The following is a 20,781-nucleotide window of genomic DNA, read 5'->3' on the forward strand; positions in this document are numbered from 1 at the left end:
AATTCCGATGCTAGCATTTACTCCAAATTGTCGCCTATTTGTTATTACCCTGCTGAGCACAATGGTCATGAGCGGTTGTCAGGTGGTCAGCCTTAAACAGCAGGCGATTGATGTCACCATTGCCAATGAACGTAACAGCATTTTAACCCAGAAAAAATTAAGTGAAGCCAGCCTCAATGTCCTGTCCATGTCGGGCAAGGAAGCCAAAGTCTGTTCACAGACACCGAATGAATGTATTGCCGACCTGCATAAAATTCCGCAAATACTGGATGAACAGTTGCTCTCAACAGCAAGTGAACTTTATCTGGCCAAATCCATGGCACTTTCAGATTCATCTGAATGTAAAATAAGTAAGCTGGCCAAACATAAGTCTGAAGATGACCAAAAAATTATCCAGAAAAATTATGAGAACTGTCTAGACCAACAACTGGAAAATCTGGATAAAAGTATCCGCTATAGTTATGCCTATTTATTTAAAACCTCCCGAAAGCCACAGGAACGGATTTTTGATAACCGACAGGTTCAGATTCGGGATTTCTACAATCAGGCGCTGACCCAATTGGTGAATGTGCATAGTCTAAGAAATCCCACCACCAATATCACCCCAACCATTAAGATTGGTAAAAGCACCTATACCCTTGATATTCAGTCCTATCAACGGTTACAGGACATGAAGCTTGAGAAGTTCATTTCAAGCTATAACATGAATTTCTCAGGTTTAAAGGCCATTAACCGACGTGACGGTTTCGGCTCTGACTTTGTTGCGGTATTTCCTTCTGGAGATGCGCCACAGCATGACAATAAATATATTCTTGACCCTTTAACCTATCATTATCCGAAAGGCACCAATCCAAACATTCACAAGGCACGTTATCTGGCGGCAACCATTATTGCACAGCCGAAAAAACCAACCGCTTCAGTGAATGATGTTTTAACCAGCCCTGAATTTGAAATTAAGGTCTATGACCCCTATAGCATTGACAAGGTCAATATCGCAGGCCAACCTTATTCATTGGCCGCCAATTTTTCCGCACCCTATGGTTTATGGCTGGCCGAAAATAATCTGGGTGCGGCGGCATACTTAACCCTGATTGACCGTGACCAGCATTTAACCATGCCGCATCTCTACATGCTGGAACCCTACAATCCCAACAAGAAGATCATTGTACTGGTGCATGGTCTGGCCAGTAGCCCTGAAGCATGGATTGCCGTGACCAACGACATTATGGGGGATGCTGTACTACGCGAGCATTATCAGGTGTGGCAGGTGTTTTATTCAACCAACATGCCGATTCTGGAAAGCCGTTTCCAGATCTATGCCCTGCTCAAGCAAGCCTTTTCCACCGTCAATCCTAAAGATGCGGCTGCGAAAGACGCTGTTTTGGTTGGACATAGTATGGGCGGAATTATTAGTCGTCTACTGGTCAGTGATGCCGACATTTCCAAACAGGCCCTGGCGATGATGAACAATCGCCAACAGACCCGTTTGAGAAAGCATCCCGTGATTGGTGAACGGTTGAAAATGGAACCGATCACCAACTTTGACCGTGCCATTTTCCTGGCTGCACCACATCGCGGAACAGACTATGCAGATCGCTGGTTTACCCTGGCTGCACGTAAGATTATTCGCCTGCCTGCAACATTCCTTACCACACTGGCAGATACCTTGACCAGCGATGATGTTGACCTGAAAGATTTCGTAAAAACCCTAACCAATGACGTGATTCAGAATGGTCCAAGTGACTTGAGCAAAAAGTCCAAGTTCATGGAATTGACTGCCAACATTCCACCAGAAAAAGGTTTGGTGTTTCATTCAATTATGGGCAACATCACCAAGAGTGACGACCCTAATGTAATTACTGACGGGATTGTGCCTTATAAAAGCGCCCATTTAGATGGTGCTGTTTCTGAAAAAATCATTCATGGCGGCCACTCCATTCAGGAAACGCCAGAAGCAATTCTGGAATTACGACGGATCCTGCGCCAGCATCTTGTTGATCATGGTTTATATAAACCTTAACCCAATCCAATAAGCCCAAATCCTGTTTGGGCTTATTATTAAGTTTTGCTAAATCATACATCCTAAAGATCAGATATGTTTAGGACTGATTTAACATTGAATTAATAAGATGTCACCAGAATCCCATATTTGGCATTAAGAAACATCCCAACCCGAATAATGTCTACACCTGCCGCATGGGTGACAGACAACTCCTGAGTATGGGCATCAAAATGAAACGAATCAAAAATTTCTTGATGATGCATCAACCATATCAGGGTATCCGTGACACTTTCATCGACAGTATATGTTTCCGACTTAAAATCCTTATCCATAATGCCATTCTGATGATTTCAACTGAAACCAACATCATAGCGGATACATCATACAAAATCAGCTTGATAAAAAAGCACTTGGCCGTAGCCAAGTGTATATGAGAGATGGATTTTTCTTAAGCCGCCTGTGGACTTACAATACTCTGGCCTGCTTTCAGGCTGGCAATCGCTTTAGGGTTAAATTCAAGCGCCAGTACGTGATTATCCAAGTGGACATGATAAGCGCGAATCAAGGCTTGCTGCCCCTCATCTGTGTCAAGCACATATTCATCAGCGATATTTAAAATACCCTCCAAATTGGTGGTGCTTGAGGCACGGTCATGGCTAAACAGGTCATAAATGGTTTGCAGATTGAAACTGGTCTGCTGTTCTGTAGGATGATTTTTAAGGTAACTCTCCAAGAATAATACCAGCTTATGCGCAAAGAAATAGTAGTTCGGTTTATGGGTATAAAGCATATTCATTGAAAGCTCCTCTCGGTGTTTTTTTCATCAACTCATGATTAAAAACTAAGGATTCAATCTTAAAAATTTCTTAAAAGAAGTTTGGTCTTTTTGTTAAGCGTTCAAGCCTTTTTATTGTTTATCTCAAACGTTTACATAGTGCTTACATAAATTTAGGCATTAAAAAACCACTTAGGATTAGTACACCTAAGTGGTTGTTTTATATGGTGGGCCCACACAGACTTGAACTGTGGACCAACGGATTATGAGTCCGCTGCTCTAACCAACTGAGCTATAGGCCCCTATAAAGTTTTAATCATATTTCTTATGATTAAGGCTGCCTGATCTTAGCTAAATTTAACTTAAATTACAAGCAGATGATTTTATCAAGTCGCTAAAAAACGAACTAAAACCAAAAACTGCGCTGATTCTATCTGATCTCTGCGTCTTGAGTAAAGATAATATCTGCATATTTTGATCAATTAAGAAACATCCAAATTTCTTTTTAGTGTGGAATTTTAGGATATGTATTTTCTAAAAAACTCGTATTACACTGCTGCCATTCATTTGTCATGTATTTCTGCCATGAAAAAACTCTTAGGAAAATCCATTTTTAAAGCAACAGGTTGGACATATAACGTCGATCCAGCCATTTTAGAAAAAAAACAGGTCATCATTGGCTTTGAGCACACCTCAAATCTGGACACCATCCTGTCACTTGCACTATTTGAAATTTTAGAGCTTAAAATCCATACCCTGATCAAAAAAGAGCTGTTTAAAGGCCCTCTCAAACCGATTCTGGAAAAACTTGGTGGCATCCCTGTTGACCGCAAGGCCAGCAAAGATATTGTCACGCAAATGGTTGAGCTGTTTAATCAAAATGATCGTTTCAACCTTGTGATTGCACCTGAGGCAACACGCGCCAAAGATGGTGAAGAACGCAAGCCAATCCGTACTGGTTTCTGGCATATTGCCAAGGCGGCAAATGTACCCATCATCCTGATGTACGCCAATGCCAAAACCAAGCAAGGCGGTATTCTAGGTAAAATTTATCCAACCGACTTGCAGCAGGATTTAGAAAAAATCAAAACCTTGTACGCCGAATATGGCATTGATGTGAAAATTCAATAACGTTTGTTCTGTTCACGTTAAGATCATCAGGCCGATTTTAAATTTGGAATATCAAATACGGTTGTTTTCAACAAAACCATCGCTATGCTAATATTCCTGCACTTTTTTAAGTTTTAATTTTTTGGAGTTATTTCCATGGCAGGTCATTCTAAATGGGCCAACACAAAGCATCGTAAAGCAAAACAAGATGCCAGCCGTGCTAAAGTCTTTACTAAATATATTCGTGAAATCGTTACAGCAGCGAAACTAGGCGGTGGCGATCCAGCCAGTAATCCCCGTCTGCGTGCGGTGATTGAAAAAGCACTTTCAGTGAATATGACGCGTGATGCAATCAACCGAGCTGTTCAGCGTGGTGCAGGTGGCGAGGATAATGAAGATTTAAACGAAGTCACTTATGAAGGTTATGGTGTTGGTGGTGTTGCCGTTCTGGTTGAAACCATGACAGACAACTTAAACCGTACTGTGCCAGACGTTCGTCATTGCTTCTCAAAAAATAATGGTAACCTAGGTACATCGGGTTCAGTGGCTTATTTATTTACCAAACGCGGTGAAATTAGCTTTGAAGATGTGTCTTTAGAAGACAAAATCATGGATGTGGCACTGGAAGCTGGTGCAGAAGACATTGAAGTTTCTGAAGATGGAATTTTGGTTATTACCACGCCAGAAAGTTTTGGTGATGTACAAGATGCCTTGAATGCTGCGGGTTTAAAGTCCGACAATGCAGAAGTGGTCATGAGCCCATCAACCAAAGCTGAAATCACAGATATTGATCAAGCCAAGCAAATCATGAAAATGATTGATATGTTTGAAGATCTGGATGATGTTCAAAACGTCTATACCAACGTTGAATTCTCTGAAGATGTTCTAGCTCAACTCGATGCTTAATCCACTCAGATGAACAAAAAATGCATCTTTTTAGATGCATTTTTTATAGCTTGTTCAAAAGCTTATAGCAGTTAAATACGTTATATTCCTTAATCACAAAGCTTGAATGCAGTGCAACCACGCTGTCAATCTTGCCAATACGGCGTAACAGGATTTCACTGTAGTCATCCATATTGCGAGCCACCAGTTCCAGAATAAAATCTGCGCTCTGCCCCGTTACCAAAAAGGCATTGGTCACTTCTGGAATATCTTCAATTTCCTGCAAAAACTTGTCAAACGTTTCACTGTCATGCTTGCTCAAGGAAACCTGCAACAGGATATGCAGGCTAAAGCCGAGTTTATTAAAATTGATTTCTCGTTTGAGCTGTCCCATCACCTGAGACTCAATCAGGTTTTTGATACGGCGATGAACAGAACTGACAGATAGGTTGATACGCTCTGACAGTTCATTCAGGTTGACATCCTCATGGGTCAAAATTTCAAGAATCTGTTTATCAAAACGATCTAATTCCATCTTCAACTCTTTCAATTCGAAACTATACCCATTATAGAAATTTAACCCCATTTAGAAAGTTAAATTTTAAATATTCTCAACCAGCATTATAAATGACACGACATTTTCCTAAAATGACATTCAATATAGACAGATACCTCAATATATTTTGAATCACTGTCGTAAAGCTTAGGCCTAAACTTAGGATTATACTTAATGAAATTTCCCTTCCCAGAAAAAATCCATGCTCCAGCAGCCATCAATAACTTAATTGACCGTTCAGGATTACACCATAGCTACCCATTTAATCCAGAGACAGAAGTTCATATTCCAAAAGGAAAATATACCTGTGTACATTATGGTTCGATGTTTCCGAACCTGCCTGCCCCTTTCAATTTTTTAAATTTACTCACCGTCATTGGTCAACCGAAAATTAAACTTTTTAGAAATCATCATCTCATCAAAACCACGGATATTGATACCGCCAACGTCCTCATTGGCACAGCCGTAGGCACAGCAGATCATTTTAATGGATATAGTGTCCAGAATGACTGTGAATTGAGCGCAGATGGTTCATCACTACGTTTTGGCAATGACCTATTGCTTGATGGGAAATATCCCAATTTCCATGCCAAACGTGAGGGCCATGACTTTAACTTTGAGCTAAATATCAAGGCAACGGATAAAGTTGCAAATTTTGCTGAATTGTTTGGTGGGGTATATGATCATTGGTCATTACTTTGCCAATATCAGGGTTATCTCGAATATCAAGGTAAAAAAACGGATATTCAGGGTTTATGTACTTATGAATATGCACGGGGTGTAAATATTAATCTCCCAATGCGTTATTTTACCTATCATATTATAAATATTGATGAGCGTACCCAGATTTTATTAGTTGAGATTATTGGGTCATTCAATCTGGTGATGCAGCAACGGGTATATGTTCGCTCGCTGGATGATTATGGTGATATTTATTCAGATGGTTTTAAACTGAATGTGCATGAGTTTTATCCAGAACGTTCCATTACACCCAATGGCCTAAGCATGCGTTTACCCCATCAGTTTTCATGGCAGGTGAACAATCATTCAGGTCAACCACTCATTACCATTGAGGGGACATCCAACCATGATTTTCAATATGGTATGGCAGGCGGTTATGCGGGAAGCTATCAATATACAGGAACTTTTCAGGGCAAAGCCATTACGGGAACAGGCTATATTGAGTATCTAGACATTCGCTAGGCACGATTGAAATGGAAATGATCTTATTTGTTTTTAAGATCATCTCCAAATTATACTTATAAACCACGCCAATCGACACGGGCATTACGCTCAGTGGCATAAATACGCTGCACATATTGTCCCAGTGGTAAATCCAGTAAATAGTCGTGATATTGCTTTAATTCACCTGAGAACTGCTCAATATCATCGTTTTCCAGTTCCCACGGTGTTCCTTTGATCACCAGCAAGGGTGCAAGGATTGAACATACGGAAATATCAGCCAAACCAAGACGATCCCCCACCAAATAACGCCCCTGATTATCAACCAGACGCTGATTTAAATCGGCAATCAACTCTGTCATACGAATCTTGGATTGGGCGACTTTTTCAGGATTGAGCTTATAGTTGGTGGAAACCATGCTCTTAAGTATCGGTTTGGAAATCTTCTCAAACTGGCGTAAATAGCCTTGCTCGCCCATCATGATTTCAAGTGGATGATCCCCGATTAAAAGCGCCTGTGCCAGTGACCAGCGGCGTACATGGATACCCAGCTCATTTGCCAGCTTATCAATTTGCAGCGCCTGATCACGCAATTGCTCATCACGTCTTAACAGTGCATGTTCTGGATAGGTCGCATCCAGATATAAGGCGATTTGGGTCGAATCGGCAATCCAGCGCTTATCATCTTTCAGCATTGGCAATAGATATTGCCCAGACTTGAGATAGGTAAATGCACGATGAAAACCAGGAATTAAATTATGTGCCACATAGTCCAATTCCTTATGATCCAACAACCAGCGAGCTTTTTCACAATAGTGAGATAAAGGAAATTGGTATAAAACCCGCATAGACTCTCCAACTTTATTTTTCTATTCGTTCAAACATAAGGTTTGCCATACTTTAGAAGTAAAAGCGAATCAATACAATGTCCTTTTTTCCCTATCTCCTGTAATTTGGGCGAGATCGACTTTTCATTCCAGCCATGACCTGACTTTGTCATGGCTTTCATGTAAAATCAGCAGCAATTTTTTAAATAACACATTTGTGAGTGGTTTCATGGGTTTTAATTGCGGTATTGTTGGTCTGCCAAACGTAGGTAAATCTACATTATTTAATGCATTAACAAAGGCGGCCATTGCTGCTGAAAACTTTCCGTTCTGTACCATTGAACCCAATACAGGGATTGTTCCTGTACCAGATGCGCGTCTGGACAAACTTGCGGCGATTGTAAATCCACAGCGTATTCTACCAACCACGATGGAATTTGTTGATATTGCGGGTCTGGTTGCGGGCGCATCCAAGGGTGAAGGTCTAGGTAACCAGTTCCTTGCCAACATCCGTGAAACTGATGCAATTGCGCATGTGGTACGTTGCTTTGAAGATGAAAACGTGATTCATGTGAATGGTAAAATTGACCCGTTGGATGACATTGCCACCATCAATACCGAACTTGCACTGGCTGACCTTGATACCGTTGCAAAAGCATTGTTACGCTTAACCAAAGCAGCAAAAGGTGGTGATAAAGAAGCACTTGCAACCAAAGCAGCTTTGGAAAAAATTCAGCCTTTACTGGATGAAGGTAAGCCAGCACGTGCGGCAGACCTTTCTGATGATGAGCGTAAGGCAGTCCGTGGTTTTGGTTTAATGACACTCAAACCAACCATGTATATTGCCAACGTGGCAGAAGATGGTTTTGAAAACAATCCACATCTTGAAGCAGTACAAAAATTGGCTGCTGAGGAAAATGCGATTGTGGTACCGCTTTGCAACCAGATCGAAGCTGAAATTTCATTACTGGAAGATGAAGACCGCGCTGAATTTCTGGAAGCGATGGGAATGGAAGAGCCAGGCCTAAATGTGGTGATCCGTGCGGGTTATAAATTACTCGGCCTACAAACCTACTTCACTGCGGGTGTGCAGGAAGTTCGTGCCTGGACCGTTAAAGTGGGTGCCACAGCGCCACAGGCGGCGGGTGTGATTCACACTGACTTTGAAAAAGGCTTTATCCGTGCTGAATGTATTGCCTATGATGACTTCATTCAATACAACGGTGAGAACGGCGCGAAAGAAGCGGGTAAATGGCGTCTGGAAGGGAAAACCTATATTGTTCAGGATGGCGACGTATTGCACTTCCGTTTTAATGTGTAATCATTTATAACGATGTAATGGAAAAGACCTTAGAACGATTATTCGCACGAAATACCAAGCTACGACGTTTATTGATTTTACTCATACTCGTGGTATTGGGCATCATTGACCTTGCAACAGGTTATGAATACTCGTTCTCTGTGTTTTATCTACTGCCGATTTCTATTGCCGCATGGTATGACCAATATAAAACCACTGTCATCACCATCCTACTTTCAGCAATCACCTGGTTAATTGCTGACAGCAATGCAGGCCATCCCTATTCAAATAGCATTATTCCTTTCTGGAATGCCCTAGTCCGTTTGGGCTTCTTTTCAATTGTCGCTTTCTTGCTGATCAATGTGCGTAAAAACTGGCAGGAAATGAAAAATCTGGCAATGAAAGATCAGCTCACTTCTCTGGACAATAGTCGCGCCTTTGATATTGAATACCGTATTCTGCGAAAGTTGAATTTCCGCAAACAAACGTGTTTTGCAGTTGGCATCATTGACCTTGATGGCTTCAAGGCAGTCAATGACACTCATGGACATCATCGTGGTGATGAGGTTCTGCTCCAGTTTTCACAGGTTCTCAAAAAAGCCTGCCGCTCCTCTGACATTATTGCCCGTTTGGGTGGTGATGAGTTTGCGATTATTTTACTGGATATTGATGAAACACAGGCACATCACTGTGACCAGCGTATTAGAGCATTATTTCAGGAAAGTGGTTTAAAACAAAAATACGGCGTGGACTTTAGTATGGGTTTGGCCATCCTAGCTGAACTACCTGAGAATCTTGAGGATGCAACCAAGATTGCAGATCAGCTCATGTATCAGTCAAAGTCTTTGGGTAAATCTCAAACGACTGTTCAAAGTTTTATGAATACTGAACCAGCATTTTAAGCTGGACAGAAACAATGATTATTTGACGGCACAATAAATAAATTTCTTGTAAGATAATAAAATTCTAGACTTCATATAGGACCACTTCATGCAAGCCATTATTCTGGATACTGAGACACATACACTGAATGGTTTGCCAATCGAAATCGCCTATGCGCCGATTAAAATTGAAAGTGGAAAATTAAGTCTGGATAAGAGCCAAATCTTTGATCAGCTTTATCAGGTCAATCAACCCATTTCCTATGCGGCAATGGCGGTACACCATATTCTGGAATCAGATTTGGTCGATCAGCCTAATTACCATGAATTCCAGCTACCAGGACAGACACGCTATATTATTGGGCATAATGTGGATTATGATGTTGCTGCAATCGCACGCTGTGGAGTTGATACATCCAAACTTAAACCAATCTGCACCCTTGCCCTTGCCCGCCATGTTTGGGAAGATGCGGAAGCACACAATATTTCAGCCCTGATTTATTTAATTTCAAAAGGCAGTGACAAGGCGCGGGAAATGCTCAAGGGCGCCCACCGAGCCGATGCCGATATTATCCTGACCGCCAATATCCTGATGCACATCATTCACCGCCTCAATATTCAGGATATTGAACAACTTTATATTGCTTCAGAAGAAGCCCGTATTCCAAAGAGCATCACTTTCGGCAAACACAAGGGTACTGCCATTCAAGACCTGCCTGCCGATTATATTCAATGGTTGCTGCGTCAGGATGATCTTGACCTTTATTTACGCAAGGCACTGGAAACCCAGTTAGCCAAATAATTGATAAAGCGTCACGCTGTTAGATTATTTTCCACTTACTCCAAACAAGACAATGATATTTAATAAATTGTTAACATTATTGTCATTTATTAACCTTATCTTAATCTCCATCTAGGTCTTGGCTGGGGGAGATTCAGAAATGTCATACTTTTTTAAAACAGAACTTGGGCAGAGTGCATTACAACTACGCAATATTGAGTTGACCGCACGTCAACGCCGTTTGTTGCTATTGATTGACCACGAAGATTTTCAGGACCTGAATCATGACTATAAACAAAGAATTGCACCAACAGAACTGGTGCAACAACTGATTGATATGGGTTTATTGGCACAGCAAGCCACACAGCTCCCAGTAAAAAATGAAATAAAAGAAGATTTAAGTGTTCAAGTCAACGAAGTGAACAGTTCAGAAACATCCGCTATAAAAGAAGTATCTGAAATCAATACTGCTCCTGTCCAGCAGATTCAACCAGAAAGTATTTCACTGGAAAAACTCGCATTTGTTGAAATTCAGCAAGTGATGATTCAGACCTTGACCACCTATTGTGGCTTAATGGCACGTCCACTGGTACAAAAAATTCAGTCTATTAAAACGCTACAACAACTCAAAGCATGTCAAATGCAATGGATTACCTCATTACAGGAATCCCGTATTCCCCCAACCCAACTGAATCAAACGCTAAAACTGATTAATTATTCAGTTCAGCATTTATCGTGCTGATTTTGTAAAAATGGCTGAATAAAAGCAGAAATCGTTGTTTTAATAAACAATAAACTACGTTAAGCAAAGTTATATACTTTACCTATATGCTTTTTTTGCCTATGATGTGGCTCCAATATACGCTCGTAGCTCAACTGGATAGAGTACAGGTCTCCGAAGCCTGTGGCGTGGGTTCGAGTCCCGCCGAGCGTACCATTTTCTTAAGATACTTTCCTTTGTGTAATCGTTCTGTTTTTAACACGCCATAAACCTGTTTTTCCACTTGGTTTATTCTTTTATATCGCTCAAAATACGCATTCTATTAAATAACGTGAGACGTTCATGACTGATGCTTTGGTGTTGAGCGATTTGTCCAAATCTTATCGTAATGGTTTTCAGGCGTTAAAAGGCATTGATTTAACTGTGCCTGAGGGTGAATTTTATGCACTACTGGGACCCAATGGTGCAGGTAAATCAACCACAATCAGTATCATCAGTTCCTTAACCAAAAAGACATCGGGTTCAGTTGAAATCTTTGGGCATAACCTTGATACCCACCCCTCACATGCCAAACAATGTCTTGGTGTCGTCCCACAAGAGTTTAACTTTGGTCAGTTTGAAAAAACCTTTGATATTTTGGTGACCCAAGCAGGTTATTACGGTATTCCGAAAAAACTGGCTGAACAACGTGCCGAACATTATTTAGAAAAACTGGGGTTATGGGAAAAACGTAATATCCAGTCACGCATGCTGTCTGGCGGAATGAAACGCCGCCTGATGATCGCCCGTGCCATGATGCACGAACCAAAACTCTTGATTCTGGACGAACCAACTGCGGGTGTAGATATTGAGCTGCGCCGTTCCATGTGGGATTTCCTCATTGAAATGAATGAGAAAGGGACTTCAATTATCCTGACCACCCATTATCTGGAAGAAGCGGAGATGCTGTGCCGTCGCATTGCCATCATTGACCGTGGTGTGATTAAGGAAGATACCAGCATGAAAGGTTTCCTCAATCAGTTGAATGAAGAGTCCTTTATTTTTGACTTGGCGCAACCGATTGAGCATTTACAACTCGATATTATCGGTTTCAAGTTTAACCTGGTTGACCCTGTGACTTTGGAAGTGACCATGGACAAGGCGCATAACATGAATGACCTGTTCCTGATCCTGCAATCACAGAATATTCAGGTCAACAGTATGCGGAATAAATCCAATCGTCTGGAAGAATTGTTCGTGAAAATGGTCGAGAAGAATCTTGCGGGAGCGAATCAATGAACTTCAATCAGCTTAAAACCGCACTCTGGACTTTAGTTGTTAAAGAAATTCGTCGTTTTATGCGGATTTGGCCACAAACCTTGCTGCCACCCGCGATTACCATGAGTTTATACTTTGTGATTTTCGGTAACCTGGTCGGCTCACGTATTGGTGAAATGGGTGGCTTTAGCTACATGCAGTTTATTGTGCCTGGCCTGATCATGATGGCGGTGATTACCAATAGCTATGCCAACGTTTCATCAAGTTTCTTTAGTGCCAAATTTCAAAAGAGTATTGAAGAACTGATCATGAGCCCTGTGCCCTTACACCTGATTCTTTGGGGTTATGTGATTGGGGGTGTCAGCCGTGGTGTGCTGGTTGGCTTGATTGTGACCTTAATGAGCCTGTTCTTTACTCATCTGGAAATTTACAATTTATTTGTGACGGTCTATACCGTCATCATTACTTCGTTGTTGTTTTCGCTTGGTGGCTTTATCAATGCCGTTTATGCCAAGTCATTTGATGATATTTCGATTATCCCGACTTTTGTATTGACCCCACTCACCTATCTGGGTGGTGTGTTCTATGCGATTAGCGCGTTAAGCCCATTTTGGCAAAACCTGTCTTTAATCAATCCAATTGTATATATGGTCAATGCGTTCCGTTACGGCATTTTAGGACACAGTGATGTCAATGTATCCTTTTCATTGAGCATTGTGACGCTGTGCTGCGTTGCCCTCTATGCAATTGCCTATCATTTATTAGCTCGTGGTTCAGGAATGCGTGAATGAGTGTTGAACTTTCTTTGTTGGGCAAAGATACCCAATACCCAACTCAATATCAGCCAGAAGTTTTATTTCCAATTGCCCGTGCTGATTCCCGTCAACAATATGCACATATTGACGGCATTACCCAAGGTAAAGACTGGTGGCATGTCTTTGAAATCTCGTGGTTAAACCAGCTCGGTTTACCACAGGTGGCGATTGGCCGCATCACCCTGCCTGCCAGTTCCCCCAACCTGATTGAATCGAAGTCGCTCAAGCTATATTTCAACAGCCTGAACTTTACCCAGTTTCAGTCAAGAGAAGCATTTGTTGAAACAGTGGAACGCGACTTGTCCCAGGCTGCTGGCGCAAAGATTGAGCTACAACTGTTTCAGGTCGATGATTTAGCCATTTCCAAACCAACAGGCATCTGTATTGATGAGCTGATTCCTGAACGGTTGTCTGAACATCCAGACTCAAGCTTGCTGCAATTCGACTCAACCATTCAGGATAATGTTGAAATCGAACTGTATTCACATCTTTTAAGAAGTAACTGCCCTGTGACAGGCCAACCTGACTGGGGTACGGTTTTTATTCGTCTGCAAGGCAAAAGACCTTGTTATCGCAGTATGTTAGCCTATATTATCTCGTACCGTCAGCATAATGGTTTCCATGAGCAATGTGTTGAGCAAATATTTGCGGATATTTGGCAACTGCTTCAACCAGAAAAGCTGATGGTTTATGCAACCTATACACGCCGCGGGGGACTGGATATTAACCCATGCCGTGTATCGGATTTGTCATGGATGCCCGAGCCAATTCGTCTGGCACGACAATAAAACGAATAAATTTGATATAGAGGACGTTCTTCAATGACCAGTTATTTCGGTATTCTTCCATCAGCAGGTTTGAGTCAGGATATTAAACTTGCACAAGCCAATCGTGACAGTAAAGAACCACAATATCCGTTGCGTGATAAAATTTCTTTACAGTTGACTGATGAATTATTAGACAACATGCTGATTAAGTTGGTTCAAAAATTTCCACCAAGTGATAAGCGTGATACCACTGAAAACCTTGCTGTCAAGATCCGTGGCATTGTTGAAACTTTACTCAAGCAGCTGTTAGGTAAAGCATCAAACGAGCAGGTTCTTGAATCATTGGTATTTATGGAAAAAAGCCTATTTACTGATAATGACGGTCAACAACGTATTGGTACGGTTCTACCTGATACATTGGTCACCGACATGAAGAAAAGCTTTGCAGAAGTGGCTGCTGGAAATGGACAGGCACAACGTGATGCCTTAACCCAGCAATTTAAAACCTTTGCTGATGCATTAATTCACCACTTCATGACTGAGTTTAACAAAACCCTGGGTCTAGGCATGGTGAAACGTGGTGTTGCCAGCGTTGCAACCAGTGGTGTGGAAACAGCCGTTCATATTGTGATTAAGAAACTCATCCCTAGCTTAAGCCAGGCAGAACTGGAAGTATTTGCAAAACATTTTGATCAGTTATTGGTTCAAAAATAATTCATCAAATGATAAAAAAGCGACGGTCAAAAAACCGTCGCTTTTTATTGGGCGTATGCAATACATCCCTACCCATCTATTAGATTGATTTATAGCATTTTATGGTATAAACCCTATGAACAAATATATTGCCATTTCATTCTATAGATTGAATGCTTATAAATGTCACATTTTCTAAATTTGCACGCTCTAAATCCGCATTTATGTTAGCATTCGCCAAGCATTGATTTCCCGATCTACACTCGCATGGCACCTAGTTCCCAGTACAAATTTCTACGTCAAGCGCCGCGTGACGGCTTGAGCACAGCAACCCAGTTATCCCGTTGGCAACAACTGCATATCGACCCCTGGCTTTGCCTGTTTCTTGTGCTGAATGCCCTGCTTGGATTGACCGTTTTATATAGTGCTTCTGCTCAGGATGTCGGCTTGGTCAGCAAGCAGGCCATGAGCTTTGGCATTGGTTTTGTGGTCATGTTCAGCCTGGCACAGATTCCACCCAAGGTTTATCAGGCATTCTCACCCTACTTTTATGTCTTTGGTGTGCTGTCGCTGCTTGCAGTGGTGATTTTTGGTGAGGTGCGTATGGGGGCACAGCGCTGGATTGATATTCCTGGTTTCGGTAGCGTCCAGCCCAGCGAATTTATGAAAATTGGCATGCCGATGATGATTGCATGGTTTCTGTCGCGCAAGGCATTGCCACCCAGCTTTTCCCAGGTGATTCTCTCTCTGGTCTTGATTGTCATTCCATTTTTGCTGATTGCTGAGCAGCCCGACTTGGGAACTTCATTGCTGGTTCTTGCCAGCGGGATCTTCGTCCTGTTTCTAAGTGGCCTGTCATGGCGACTGATTGCAGCGGCGGCAGGTGCTGTGGCCGTAATTATCCCAATCGCATGGGAGTTTTTACTGCATGACTATCAGCGTCAGCGAGTACTTACCCTGCTAGACCCTGAAGCGGACGCTTTAGGGACAGGCTGGAACATCATCCAGTCCAAGACAGCGATTGGATCAGGTGGGTTCTCAGGCAAGGGGTTTCTGGAAGGAACACAATCCCATCTGCACTTTCTACCAGAAGGACATACCGACTTTATTATTGCGGCCTATTCCGAAGAGTTTGGCCTGATTGGGGTCAGCCTACTGATTCTGCTCTATTGCGCCATTATTTTTAGGACGTTCCAGATAGGCCTGCAAAGCTTCCATAACTATGGTCGCCTGGTCGCGGGCGCATTTGGTTTGTCCTTTTTTGTTTATGTATTTGTAAACGCTGGCATGGTCAGTGGTATTTTACCTGTAGTGGGTGTGCCTTTGCCGTTTATGAGCTATGGTGGCACTGCAATTATTACCCTTATGTCAACATTTGGACTGGTGATGTCTATTCATACACATCGATAATGAGGAACGATATAAACATTATGTTTCATCAAACTTTAAATAAAACTTTTAAACTTGTTACCTTGAGTGCCAGCCTGTTTTTGAGTAGTAACTGGGCGCAGGCAAATGAATTTTACACTCATCCCAATTATTTTGCGTTTAAACAAAAGACCATGACCACTTATGGCCTAAGCAGTGAGCAAGTTGATGCTGCCATGAGTGGGGCACGCAACCTGCCCAACATCCTGAATATCATGACCCGTCCTGGTGAAAGCAAGCCCTGGTATGAATATCGCTCCATGTTTCTGGTTGAGGGCACCATTCAACGTGGCGCTCGCTTTAAAAGCCAGTATGAGGATGCCCTGAATCGCGCAGAACAGCAGTTTGGTGTGCCTAAGTCGGTCATTCTGGGAATCTTAGGCGTAGAAACGGGTTATGGTGCCAATAAAGGCTCTTTCATCACACGGGATGCGCTTGCAACACTGGCCTTTGGCTACCCACGTCGGGCAGACTATTTTGGTGATGAACTGGCGGCACTGATTGCATGGACATATAAGGAAGGCTACCCAACCAATAGCATTGTCGGTTCATATGCGGGTGCAATCGGCTATCCACAATTCATGCCAAGCAACATTCAAAAGTTAGGCGTTGACTATGATGGAAATGGCCATATTGATCTAAGGAATTCAGCCGTTGATGCAATCGGTTCAATTGCAAACTATTTGGCACAACATGGCTGGCAACGGGATCGTCCAATCGGCTTCCCCGCCCGCTATCTTGGCAACAATCCAGACAGCATTATTGCCAAGGACTTAACCCAGCCAACTCCTTACGGAGAGCTGAAAAGACTGGGTATTGCGCCTATTGACCCTTTGGTAAAAATTGATGATCTTGACCTTGTGAATATCATTCAATTACAAGACCAGTTTGGACCAATTTACTATATTACCTACCCTAATTTTCAGGTCATCACCACCTACAATAAAAGCCGAATGTATGCGACGGCTGTATGGTTATTAGGCACTGAAGTGGCTAGCCGATAGGCTAGCTTTTTTACAACATTATGAAAAGTCAATAAAAAAATTATTAAAAAAGTACATAGAACAGACAAAATAAATATTTTGTTACAAAATTGATTATTTTTTAATCTAAAACTGTAAGTTTTTGCCCTTTTTGTAACTATTTATCGTTAAAGACTAGACACTCTTTGTAATGGATGAATATTATCCACCCAATGCAAGAAAGTGAATAATTAGACATGTGCACTATATTTTGGGTTTTTAACGAAATAAAAAAGCATGTTCTCTAGGAGTTTATACAATGCAGTTTTCGCTAAAATATATTCTAGCGCTGACGGCAGGCTTAAGTTTAAGCCCGTTACATGCTGAAATGGTACAGTCTTCATCATTAACCAATGATGTTGAGGGTTCTAATTTGGCTGCCCGCGTACTCAGCAAAGATTCTCAAAATTTTAATTCTCGTTTTTCCAACGTTAATAGTCTTTCAATCACTGAGCGTTCAGGTGACCAGATCCGTCGCCAAACAATTGCTGCAAAAATTGATATCCCTGAAGAAGAGCCTTCAGTGATTGAGAAACTGAATACTGTTGCTTCAAACACTGTGCGTAAATTCAGCCAGTCAGGTGTAGCATCATGGTATGGTCGTCAATTTCATGGTCGTAAAACTGCAAGCGGTGAAACATTCGATATGAATGGTTTGACTGCTGCACACCGTAGCCTGCCTTTGAACTGTTACATCCGTGTAACGAATAAGGACAATGGCAAGAGCGTGGTTGTTAAGGTAAATGACCGCGGTCCTTTCCATGGTAACCGTGTACTCGATTTATCTTACGGTGCAGCGAAACAGATTGGTCTTGCCAATGCGGGTACTGCCAATGTAAATATTGAACGTGTTGATGGGCCTAATTCTTAATTCAGGTTCATCAATTCGATAAAAAGCCACCTTGTGTGGCTTTTTATGTTTTAGGTTTCCAAAACTTTTATTTTCTTTAATTAGAGACATCATTTCCTTACCATTCCCAAGAATCATTTTGACCCTCTCGCTTTTCTTCGGTATATTCAAAAAAACATAGTCCCATAGCAAGGAGAGCGCTGTGAAATCCATTACCGAATGGTTTGATGAATATAGTGACAGCCATCAAGACCAAACCAATAAAAAAATTCACTGGGTCTGCGTTCCAGCCATTCTTTTTTCAATCATTGGGATTCTTGCTCACTTTAGCACGCTACTCACCGCCCTGCTGCTTGTACTGACCCTGGTCTTTTATGCACGTCTGGATATTGTGCTGGCTGTGGCAATGGCCGCGCTATTGGCAGTCATGGCATGGCTGATTGTGATTCTGCCTGTAGGGGTAGGTTTTTATATTGGCGTTTTTGTGGTTGCCTGGATTGGACAGTTTTATGGGCACAAAGTTGAGGGCAAAAAGCCATCATTCTTCAAGGATCTGCAATTCCTCCTGATTGGCCCAGTATGGTGCATGGATGCTTATCTGGCTAAAGTCCTACCTAAATGGAAATCTCGTCAAAAATTAGCGCTTACAAGCTGATTTAGCGCATATTAGATTCATCAGGATTCAAGGAAGATGTCATTGATACATTCTTCCTTGATATTTTAGCCATCCATCAAGATGTTTTCCTTGTGGATCATGGTGGGTCCAGTGAATCACACCACCTTTTTGGTTATACTCATATTCACCATAAAACTCAAGCTTATCACCTTTTTTAAGCCCCTCAATTTTTGGTGCCAAATCAATGTTGTGGGCAATCAATACAGTCAATCCGTTCTCAAGTTGTAAAATCATTTTTTGATGTCTTGAACCCTGATTGTCATCAGGCAAAATTGCTTTTATTGTTCCCTGGGCTTGAACCTGAATATTACTTCGTTGCTGTTGATATGCCTGCATGATCTTCTGTTGATCATCTATGACTAAATTGGTAGAACGTGGCAGAGCTGAGCCATTGGTTGTATTTTGTTTTTGCTTGAAATCCAATCCCAAATAAGCAGCAATAAGAAAAACGATCACGATGATAATTAAATTATTCTTCTGAGTTTTCATATCCACCTTTTTATCAAACACACCATAGCAAAATGCCAATCATATTGATTGGCATTTTGATCATACAATGTCTATGTCGCTTAGAATAGACGATTCATACCATTTAACGCAGCCACACGGTAGGCTTCCGCCATGGTTGGATAGTTAAATGTCGTTTCAACAAAATACTTCAGGGTATTGTCTGGGCTATGCATGACCACCTGCCCAATGTGGATAATCTCTGCTGCATTGTTACCAAAGCAGTGAATACCCAAGACTTCCAAAGTATCGCGGTGGAATAGAATTTTTAACTCACCAACAGTATCACCCGTAATCTGTGCACGGGCCAAATGACGGAAAGATGCCTGCCCAACTTCATAAGGTACTTTCTCATCGGTAAGCTGTTGTTCAGTCTTACCAATCGATGAAATTTCTGGAATGGTATAAATTCCTGTCGGGACATCCTTGATCGGCTTGACGTTCTTCTCACCGACCATATTTGCACCCGCACAGCGTCCCTGGTCGTATGCAGCCGATGCCAACGATGGCCAGCCAATTACATCACCCGCAGCATAGATGTTATCAACTTCGGTTTGATATTGGTCATTGACCATAAGTTGACCGCGACTATTTGGAACAAGACCTACATTTTCCAAGCCAAGGCCATCGGTATTTCCTGAACGACCGTTACACCACAGGATTGCATCCGCCTTGATTTTTTTGCCACTGAGCAAATGCATTACCACATGGTCATCAAAGGTTTCTAAACGATCAATTTGCTCATTATGGCGAATCAGGACACCTTGCTCACGCAAGTGGTAAGACAATGCATCGGCGATTTCATCATCCAGATAGCTTAAAAGTTTATGCTGGGTATTGATCAAGTCAACCTTATGGTCCAGCCCAATGAAAATGGAGGCATATTCACAGCCAATCACCCCTGCACCATAGATAATGATTTTATGGATCGCATAATCCAGATCAAGGATCTTATCTGAATCAAACACACGGGGATGGTTAAAGTCTAACTCTTTCGGTTGATATGGACGGCTGCCTGTTGCGATCACGATCTGTTTACAGATGATGCTATCCTTAATGCCATCCTGACCAAAAATCAGAACCGTGTTTTTATCCTGAATATAGGCACGGCCATGAAAGACCTCAATTTTGTTGCGGTCATAAAAACGGGTATGTGTATCGACTTGCTGCTGAATCACTTTATGCGCATTACGCAACACCTGTTTCATGGTGAACTGTTTCCATTCACCCACTTTTTGAAACATTGGATCACGTTGATAACGGATAATACTGGAAACGGTTTGACGTAATGCTTTACTTGGAATTGTTCCCACATGTGCACAGTTACCACCGAGTTGATCACGAACATCAACAATTGCAACACGTTTACCTGCTTTTGCAAGCTTCATTGCCGCGCCTTCACCCGCAGGGCCAGAACCGAGAACAACTGCATCAAACTTCACAATATTCCCACCAATGACCTCTTTCTTACGTGGCATTCAAAGCTCCTTTCATTCTTGCTGTTACTTCTAAATATATGATCTAGGGTCTGTTGACATTTCACAGATGCTTGCGACAGAGGACATTTTTTAGATGGTACAAGGCATGACTTACGAAATTTAGTGATTCTAAATGAGTAAGGCATAACGCAGTAGCTGCAAAAAATGTCCCTGTCCCGTAGGGTTATGGCTAAAACTTCCCTAAACTGCGTTATGAAACTTGACAAGGGGATCGCCATTGCCTGCGTTTCATGCCTTATTTATGTCG

22 protein-coding genes and 2 tRNA genes are annotated in these 20,781 nt (G+C 41.9%); 17 read left to right on the plus strand and 7 right to left on the minus strand.

The window, feature by feature from the left end:
• Positions 1 to 7: 7 nt before the first annotated feature.
• Entirely contained in the window at positions 8 to 2,020 is a 2,013-nt protein-coding gene (locus tag N5J47_RS00920) for an alpha/beta fold hydrolase (protein WP_279958884.1), read from the plus strand.
• A 101-nt stretch (positions 2,021 to 2,121) separates the two neighbouring features.
• Here the strand turns inward: N5J47_RS00920 and N5J47_RS00925 are convergent, their stop codons facing one another.
• From N5J47_RS00925 to N5J47_RS00935, 3 genes are all read right to left on the minus strand, one after another.
• Complete coding sequence (locus N5J47_RS00925) at positions 2,122 to 2,334, minus strand: hypothetical protein (RefSeq protein WP_279958885.1); 213 nt, start codon at positions 2,332 to 2,334, stop codon at positions 2,122 to 2,124.
• 116 nt (positions 2,335 to 2,450) lie between these two features.
• Positions 2,451 to 2,798, minus strand: coding sequence for a hypothetical protein (locus tag N5J47_RS00930; protein ID WP_279958886.1), 348 nt, complete (start codon positions 2,796 to 2,798; stop codon positions 2,451 to 2,453).
• Positions 2,799 to 3,002: 204 nt separating this feature from the next.
• Positions 3,003 to 3,079 (minus strand) — tRNA-Ile (locus N5J47_RS00935).
• A 283-nt stretch (positions 3,080 to 3,362) separates the two neighbouring features.
• On the opposite strand from N5J47_RS00935, the gene N5J47_RS00940 reads away from it, so the two are divergent.
• Both N5J47_RS00940 and N5J47_RS00945 read left to right on the plus strand, forming a co-directional pair.
• Entirely contained in the window at positions 3,363 to 3,908 is a 546-nt protein-coding gene (locus N5J47_RS00940; RefSeq protein ID WP_279958887.1) for a 1-acyl-sn-glycerol-3-phosphate acyltransferase, read from the plus strand.
• Between the two features lie 135 nt (positions 3,909 to 4,043).
• A complete protein-coding gene (locus N5J47_RS00945) occupies positions 4,044 to 4,793 on the plus strand; it encodes a YebC/PmpR family DNA-binding transcriptional regulator (protein WP_004679662.1) in 750 nt (249 codons plus the stop codon).
• A gap of 43 nt (positions 4,794 to 4,836) precedes the next feature.
• Here N5J47_RS00945 and N5J47_RS00950 read toward each other — a convergent pair whose 3' ends face one another.
• On the minus strand, positions 4,837 to 5,307 hold the full coding sequence (locus tag N5J47_RS00950; RefSeq protein WP_004661600.1) for an Lrp/AsnC family transcriptional regulator: 471 nt from the start codon (positions 5,305 to 5,307) through the stop codon (positions 4,837 to 4,839).
• A gap of 195 nt (positions 5,308 to 5,502) precedes the next feature.
• Between N5J47_RS00950 and N5J47_RS00955 the strand changes: the two genes are divergently transcribed.
• Complete coding sequence (locus N5J47_RS00955; RefSeq protein ID WP_279958889.1) at positions 5,503 to 6,531, plus strand: DUF6670 family protein; 1,029 nt, start codon at positions 5,503 to 5,505, stop codon at positions 6,529 to 6,531.
• Between the two features lie 56 nt (positions 6,532 to 6,587).
• Here the strand turns inward: N5J47_RS00955 and N5J47_RS00960 are convergent, their stop codons facing one another.
• Positions 6,588 to 7,358: a glutathione S-transferase family protein gene (locus N5J47_RS00960; RefSeq protein ID WP_279958890.1), complete on the minus strand. Its 771-nt coding sequence runs from the start codon at positions 7,356 to 7,358 to the stop codon at positions 6,588 to 6,590.
• Positions 7,359 to 7,566: 208 nt separating this feature from the next.
• Here N5J47_RS00960 and ychF point away from each other — a divergent pair, with 208 nt between their 5' ends.
• The 13 genes from ychF (at position 7,567) to N5J47_RS01025 (ending at position 18,507) form a co-directional block, all read left to right on the plus strand.
• Positions 7,567 to 8,658, plus strand: a complete 1,092-nt coding sequence (gene ychF, locus N5J47_RS00965) for a redox-regulated ATPase YchF (protein ID WP_279958891.1) — start codon at positions 7,567 to 7,569, stop codon at positions 8,656 to 8,658.
• Between the two features lie 17 nt (positions 8,659 to 8,675).
• Positions 8,676 to 9,539: a GGDEF domain-containing protein gene (locus N5J47_RS00970; protein ID WP_279958892.1), complete on the plus strand. Its 864-nt coding sequence runs from the start codon at positions 8,676 to 8,678 to the stop codon at positions 9,537 to 9,539.
• 88 nt (positions 9,540 to 9,627) lie between these two features.
• Entirely contained in the window at positions 9,628 to 10,320 is a 693-nt protein-coding gene (locus N5J47_RS00975; RefSeq protein ID WP_279958893.1) for a 3'-5' exonuclease, read from the plus strand.
• Between the two features lie 139 nt (positions 10,321 to 10,459).
• Positions 10,460 to 11,041, plus strand: coding sequence for a hypothetical protein (locus tag N5J47_RS00980; RefSeq protein WP_279958894.1), 582 nt, complete (start codon positions 10,460 to 10,462; stop codon positions 11,039 to 11,041).
• Positions 11,042 to 11,160: 119 nt separating this feature from the next.
• Positions 11,161 to 11,236, plus strand: a tRNA-Arg gene (locus N5J47_RS00985).
• Positions 11,237 to 11,362: 126 nt separating this feature from the next.
• Complete coding sequence (locus tag N5J47_RS00990; RefSeq protein WP_279958895.1) at positions 11,363 to 12,298, plus strand: ABC transporter ATP-binding protein; 936 nt, start codon at positions 11,363 to 11,365, stop codon at positions 12,296 to 12,298.
• Positions 12,295 to 13,068 (plus strand): ABC transporter permease, encoded by a 774-nt coding sequence (locus tag N5J47_RS00995; RefSeq protein ID WP_004679673.1) that lies wholly within the window; start codon positions 12,295 to 12,297, stop codon positions 13,066 to 13,068. The genes N5J47_RS00990 and N5J47_RS00995 overlap by 4 nt, the downstream gene beginning before the upstream one ends.
• The gene (queF, locus tag N5J47_RS01000; protein ID WP_267979803.1) at positions 13,065 to 13,880 is read left to right on the plus strand and encodes an NADPH-dependent 7-cyano-7-deazaguanine reductase QueF; all 816 of its coding nucleotides are present in this window, start codon (positions 13,065 to 13,067) and stop codon (positions 13,878 to 13,880) included. The genes N5J47_RS00995 and queF overlap by 4 nt, the downstream gene beginning before the upstream one ends.
• Before the next feature lie 33 nt (positions 13,881 to 13,913).
• Positions 13,914 to 14,573, plus strand: coding sequence for a hypothetical protein (locus N5J47_RS01005; RefSeq protein WP_267979804.1), 660 nt, complete (start codon positions 13,914 to 13,916; stop codon positions 14,571 to 14,573).
• Between the two features lie 246 nt (positions 14,574 to 14,819).
• Positions 14,820 to 15,962 carry a rod shape-determining protein RodA gene (rodA, locus tag N5J47_RS01010; RefSeq protein WP_267979805.1) on the plus strand — a complete coding sequence of 381 codons (1,143 nt, stop codon included), beginning with the start codon at positions 14,820 to 14,822 and terminating at the stop codon, positions 15,960 to 15,962.
• Between the two features lie 20 nt (positions 15,963 to 15,982).
• A complete protein-coding gene (mltB, locus tag N5J47_RS01015; protein ID WP_279958896.1) occupies positions 15,983 to 16,984 on the plus strand; it encodes a lytic murein transglycosylase B in 1,002 nt (333 codons plus the stop codon).
• Between the two features lie 277 nt (positions 16,985 to 17,261).
• Positions 17,262 to 17,873 (plus strand): septal ring lytic transglycosylase RlpA family protein, encoded by a 612-nt coding sequence (locus N5J47_RS01020; RefSeq protein ID WP_267979807.1) that lies wholly within the window; start codon positions 17,262 to 17,264, stop codon positions 17,871 to 17,873.
• Positions 17,874 to 18,054: 181 nt separating this feature from the next.
• Positions 18,055 to 18,507 carry an Mpo1-like protein gene (locus N5J47_RS01025; protein WP_004682320.1) on the plus strand — a complete coding sequence of 151 codons (453 nt, stop codon included), beginning with the start codon at positions 18,055 to 18,057 and terminating at the stop codon, positions 18,505 to 18,507.
• A gap of 39 nt (positions 18,508 to 18,546) precedes the next feature.
• On the opposite strand, the gene N5J47_RS01030 is transcribed toward N5J47_RS01025, so the two are convergent.
• Together N5J47_RS01030 and sthA are read right to left on the minus strand one after the other, a co-directional pair.
• Entirely contained in the window at positions 18,547 to 19,017 is a 471-nt protein-coding gene (locus N5J47_RS01030; RefSeq protein ID WP_279958897.1) for a DUF3465 domain-containing protein, read from the minus strand.
• Between the two features lie 80 nt (positions 19,018 to 19,097).
• Positions 19,098 to 20,513, minus strand: a complete 1,416-nt coding sequence (gene sthA / locus N5J47_RS01035; RefSeq protein ID WP_004679686.1) for a Si-specific NAD(P)(+) transhydrogenase — start codon at positions 20,511 to 20,513, stop codon at positions 19,098 to 19,100.
• Positions 20,514 to 20,781: the final 268 nt, after the last annotated feature.

Origin of the sequence: Acinetobacter sp. GD03645, from assembly GCF_029845285.1 — a bacterium.
Classification (GTDB): domain Bacteria; phylum Pseudomonadota; class Gammaproteobacteria; order Pseudomonadales; family Moraxellaceae; genus Acinetobacter; species Acinetobacter corruptisaponis.

What these genes read in the sequence shown, in the direction of transcription:
- N5J47_RS01020 (WP_267979807.1), top strand. Translation starts at nt 17,262, where the DNA reads ATGCAGTTTTCGCTAAAATATATTCTAGCGCTGACGGCAGGCTTAAGT.
- N5J47_RS00940 (WP_279958887.1), top strand. Translation starts at nt 3,363, where the DNA reads ATGAAAAAACTCTTAGGAAAATCCATTTTTAAAGCAACAGGTTGGACA.
- mltB (WP_279958896.1), top strand. Translation starts at nt 15,983, where the DNA reads ATGTTTCATCAAACTTTAAATAAAACTTTTAAACTTGTTACCTTGAGT.
- N5J47_RS00925 (WP_279958885.1), bottom strand. Translation starts at nt 2,334, where the DNA reads ATGGATAAGGATTTTAAGTCGGAAACATATACTGTCGATGAAAGTGTC.
- N5J47_RS01030 (WP_279958897.1), bottom strand. Translation starts at nt 19,017, where the DNA reads ATGAAAACTCAGAAGAATAATTTAATTATCATCGTGATCGTTTTTCTT.
- N5J47_RS00975 (WP_279958893.1), top strand. Translation starts at nt 9,628, where the DNA reads ATGCAAGCCATTATTCTGGATACTGAGACACATACACTGAATGGTTTG.
- ychF (WP_279958891.1), top strand. Translation starts at nt 7,567, where the DNA reads ATGGGTTTTAATTGCGGTATTGTTGGTCTGCCAAACGTAGGTAAATCT.
- sthA (WP_004679686.1), bottom strand. Translation starts at nt 20,513, where the DNA reads ATGCCACGTAAGAAAGAGGTCATTGGTGGGAATATTGTGAAGTTTGAT.
- queF (WP_267979803.1), top strand. Translation starts at nt 13,065, where the DNA reads ATGAGTGTTGAACTTTCTTTGTTGGGCAAAGATACCCAATACCCAACT.
- N5J47_RS00930 (WP_279958886.1), bottom strand. Translation starts at nt 2,798, where the DNA reads ATGAATATGCTTTATACCCATAAACCGAACTACTATTTCTTTGCGCAT.
- N5J47_RS01005 (WP_267979804.1), top strand. Translation starts at nt 13,914, where the DNA reads ATGACCAGTTATTTCGGTATTCTTCCATCAGCAGGTTTGAGTCAGGAT.
- N5J47_RS00945 (WP_004679662.1), top strand. Translation starts at nt 4,044, where the DNA reads ATGGCAGGTCATTCTAAATGGGCCAACACAAAGCATCGTAAAGCAAAA.
- N5J47_RS00950 (WP_004661600.1), bottom strand. Translation starts at nt 5,307, where the DNA reads ATGGAATTAGATCGTTTTGATAAACAGATTCTTGAAATTTTGACCCAT.
- N5J47_RS00990 (WP_279958895.1), top strand. Translation starts at nt 11,363, where the DNA reads ATGACTGATGCTTTGGTGTTGAGCGATTTGTCCAAATCTTATCGTAAT.
- N5J47_RS00920 (WP_279958884.1), top strand. Translation starts at nt 8, where the DNA reads ATGCTAGCATTTACTCCAAATTGTCGCCTATTTGTTATTACCCTGCTG.
- rodA (WP_267979805.1), top strand. Translation starts at nt 14,820, where the DNA reads ATGGCACCTAGTTCCCAGTACAAATTTCTACGTCAAGCGCCGCGTGAC.
- N5J47_RS00960 (WP_279958890.1), bottom strand. Translation starts at nt 7,358, where the DNA reads ATGCGGGTTTTATACCAATTTCCTTTATCTCACTATTGTGAAAAAGCT.
- N5J47_RS00995 (WP_004679673.1), top strand. Translation starts at nt 12,295, where the DNA reads ATGAACTTCAATCAGCTTAAAACCGCACTCTGGACTTTAGTTGTTAAA.
- N5J47_RS00955 (WP_279958889.1), top strand. Translation starts at nt 5,503, where the DNA reads ATGAAATTTCCCTTCCCAGAAAAAATCCATGCTCCAGCAGCCATCAAT.
- N5J47_RS00980 (WP_279958894.1), top strand. Translation starts at nt 10,460, where the DNA reads ATGTCATACTTTTTTAAAACAGAACTTGGGCAGAGTGCATTACAACTA.
- N5J47_RS00970 (WP_279958892.1), top strand. Translation starts at nt 8,676, where the DNA reads ATGGAAAAGACCTTAGAACGATTATTCGCACGAAATACCAAGCTACGA.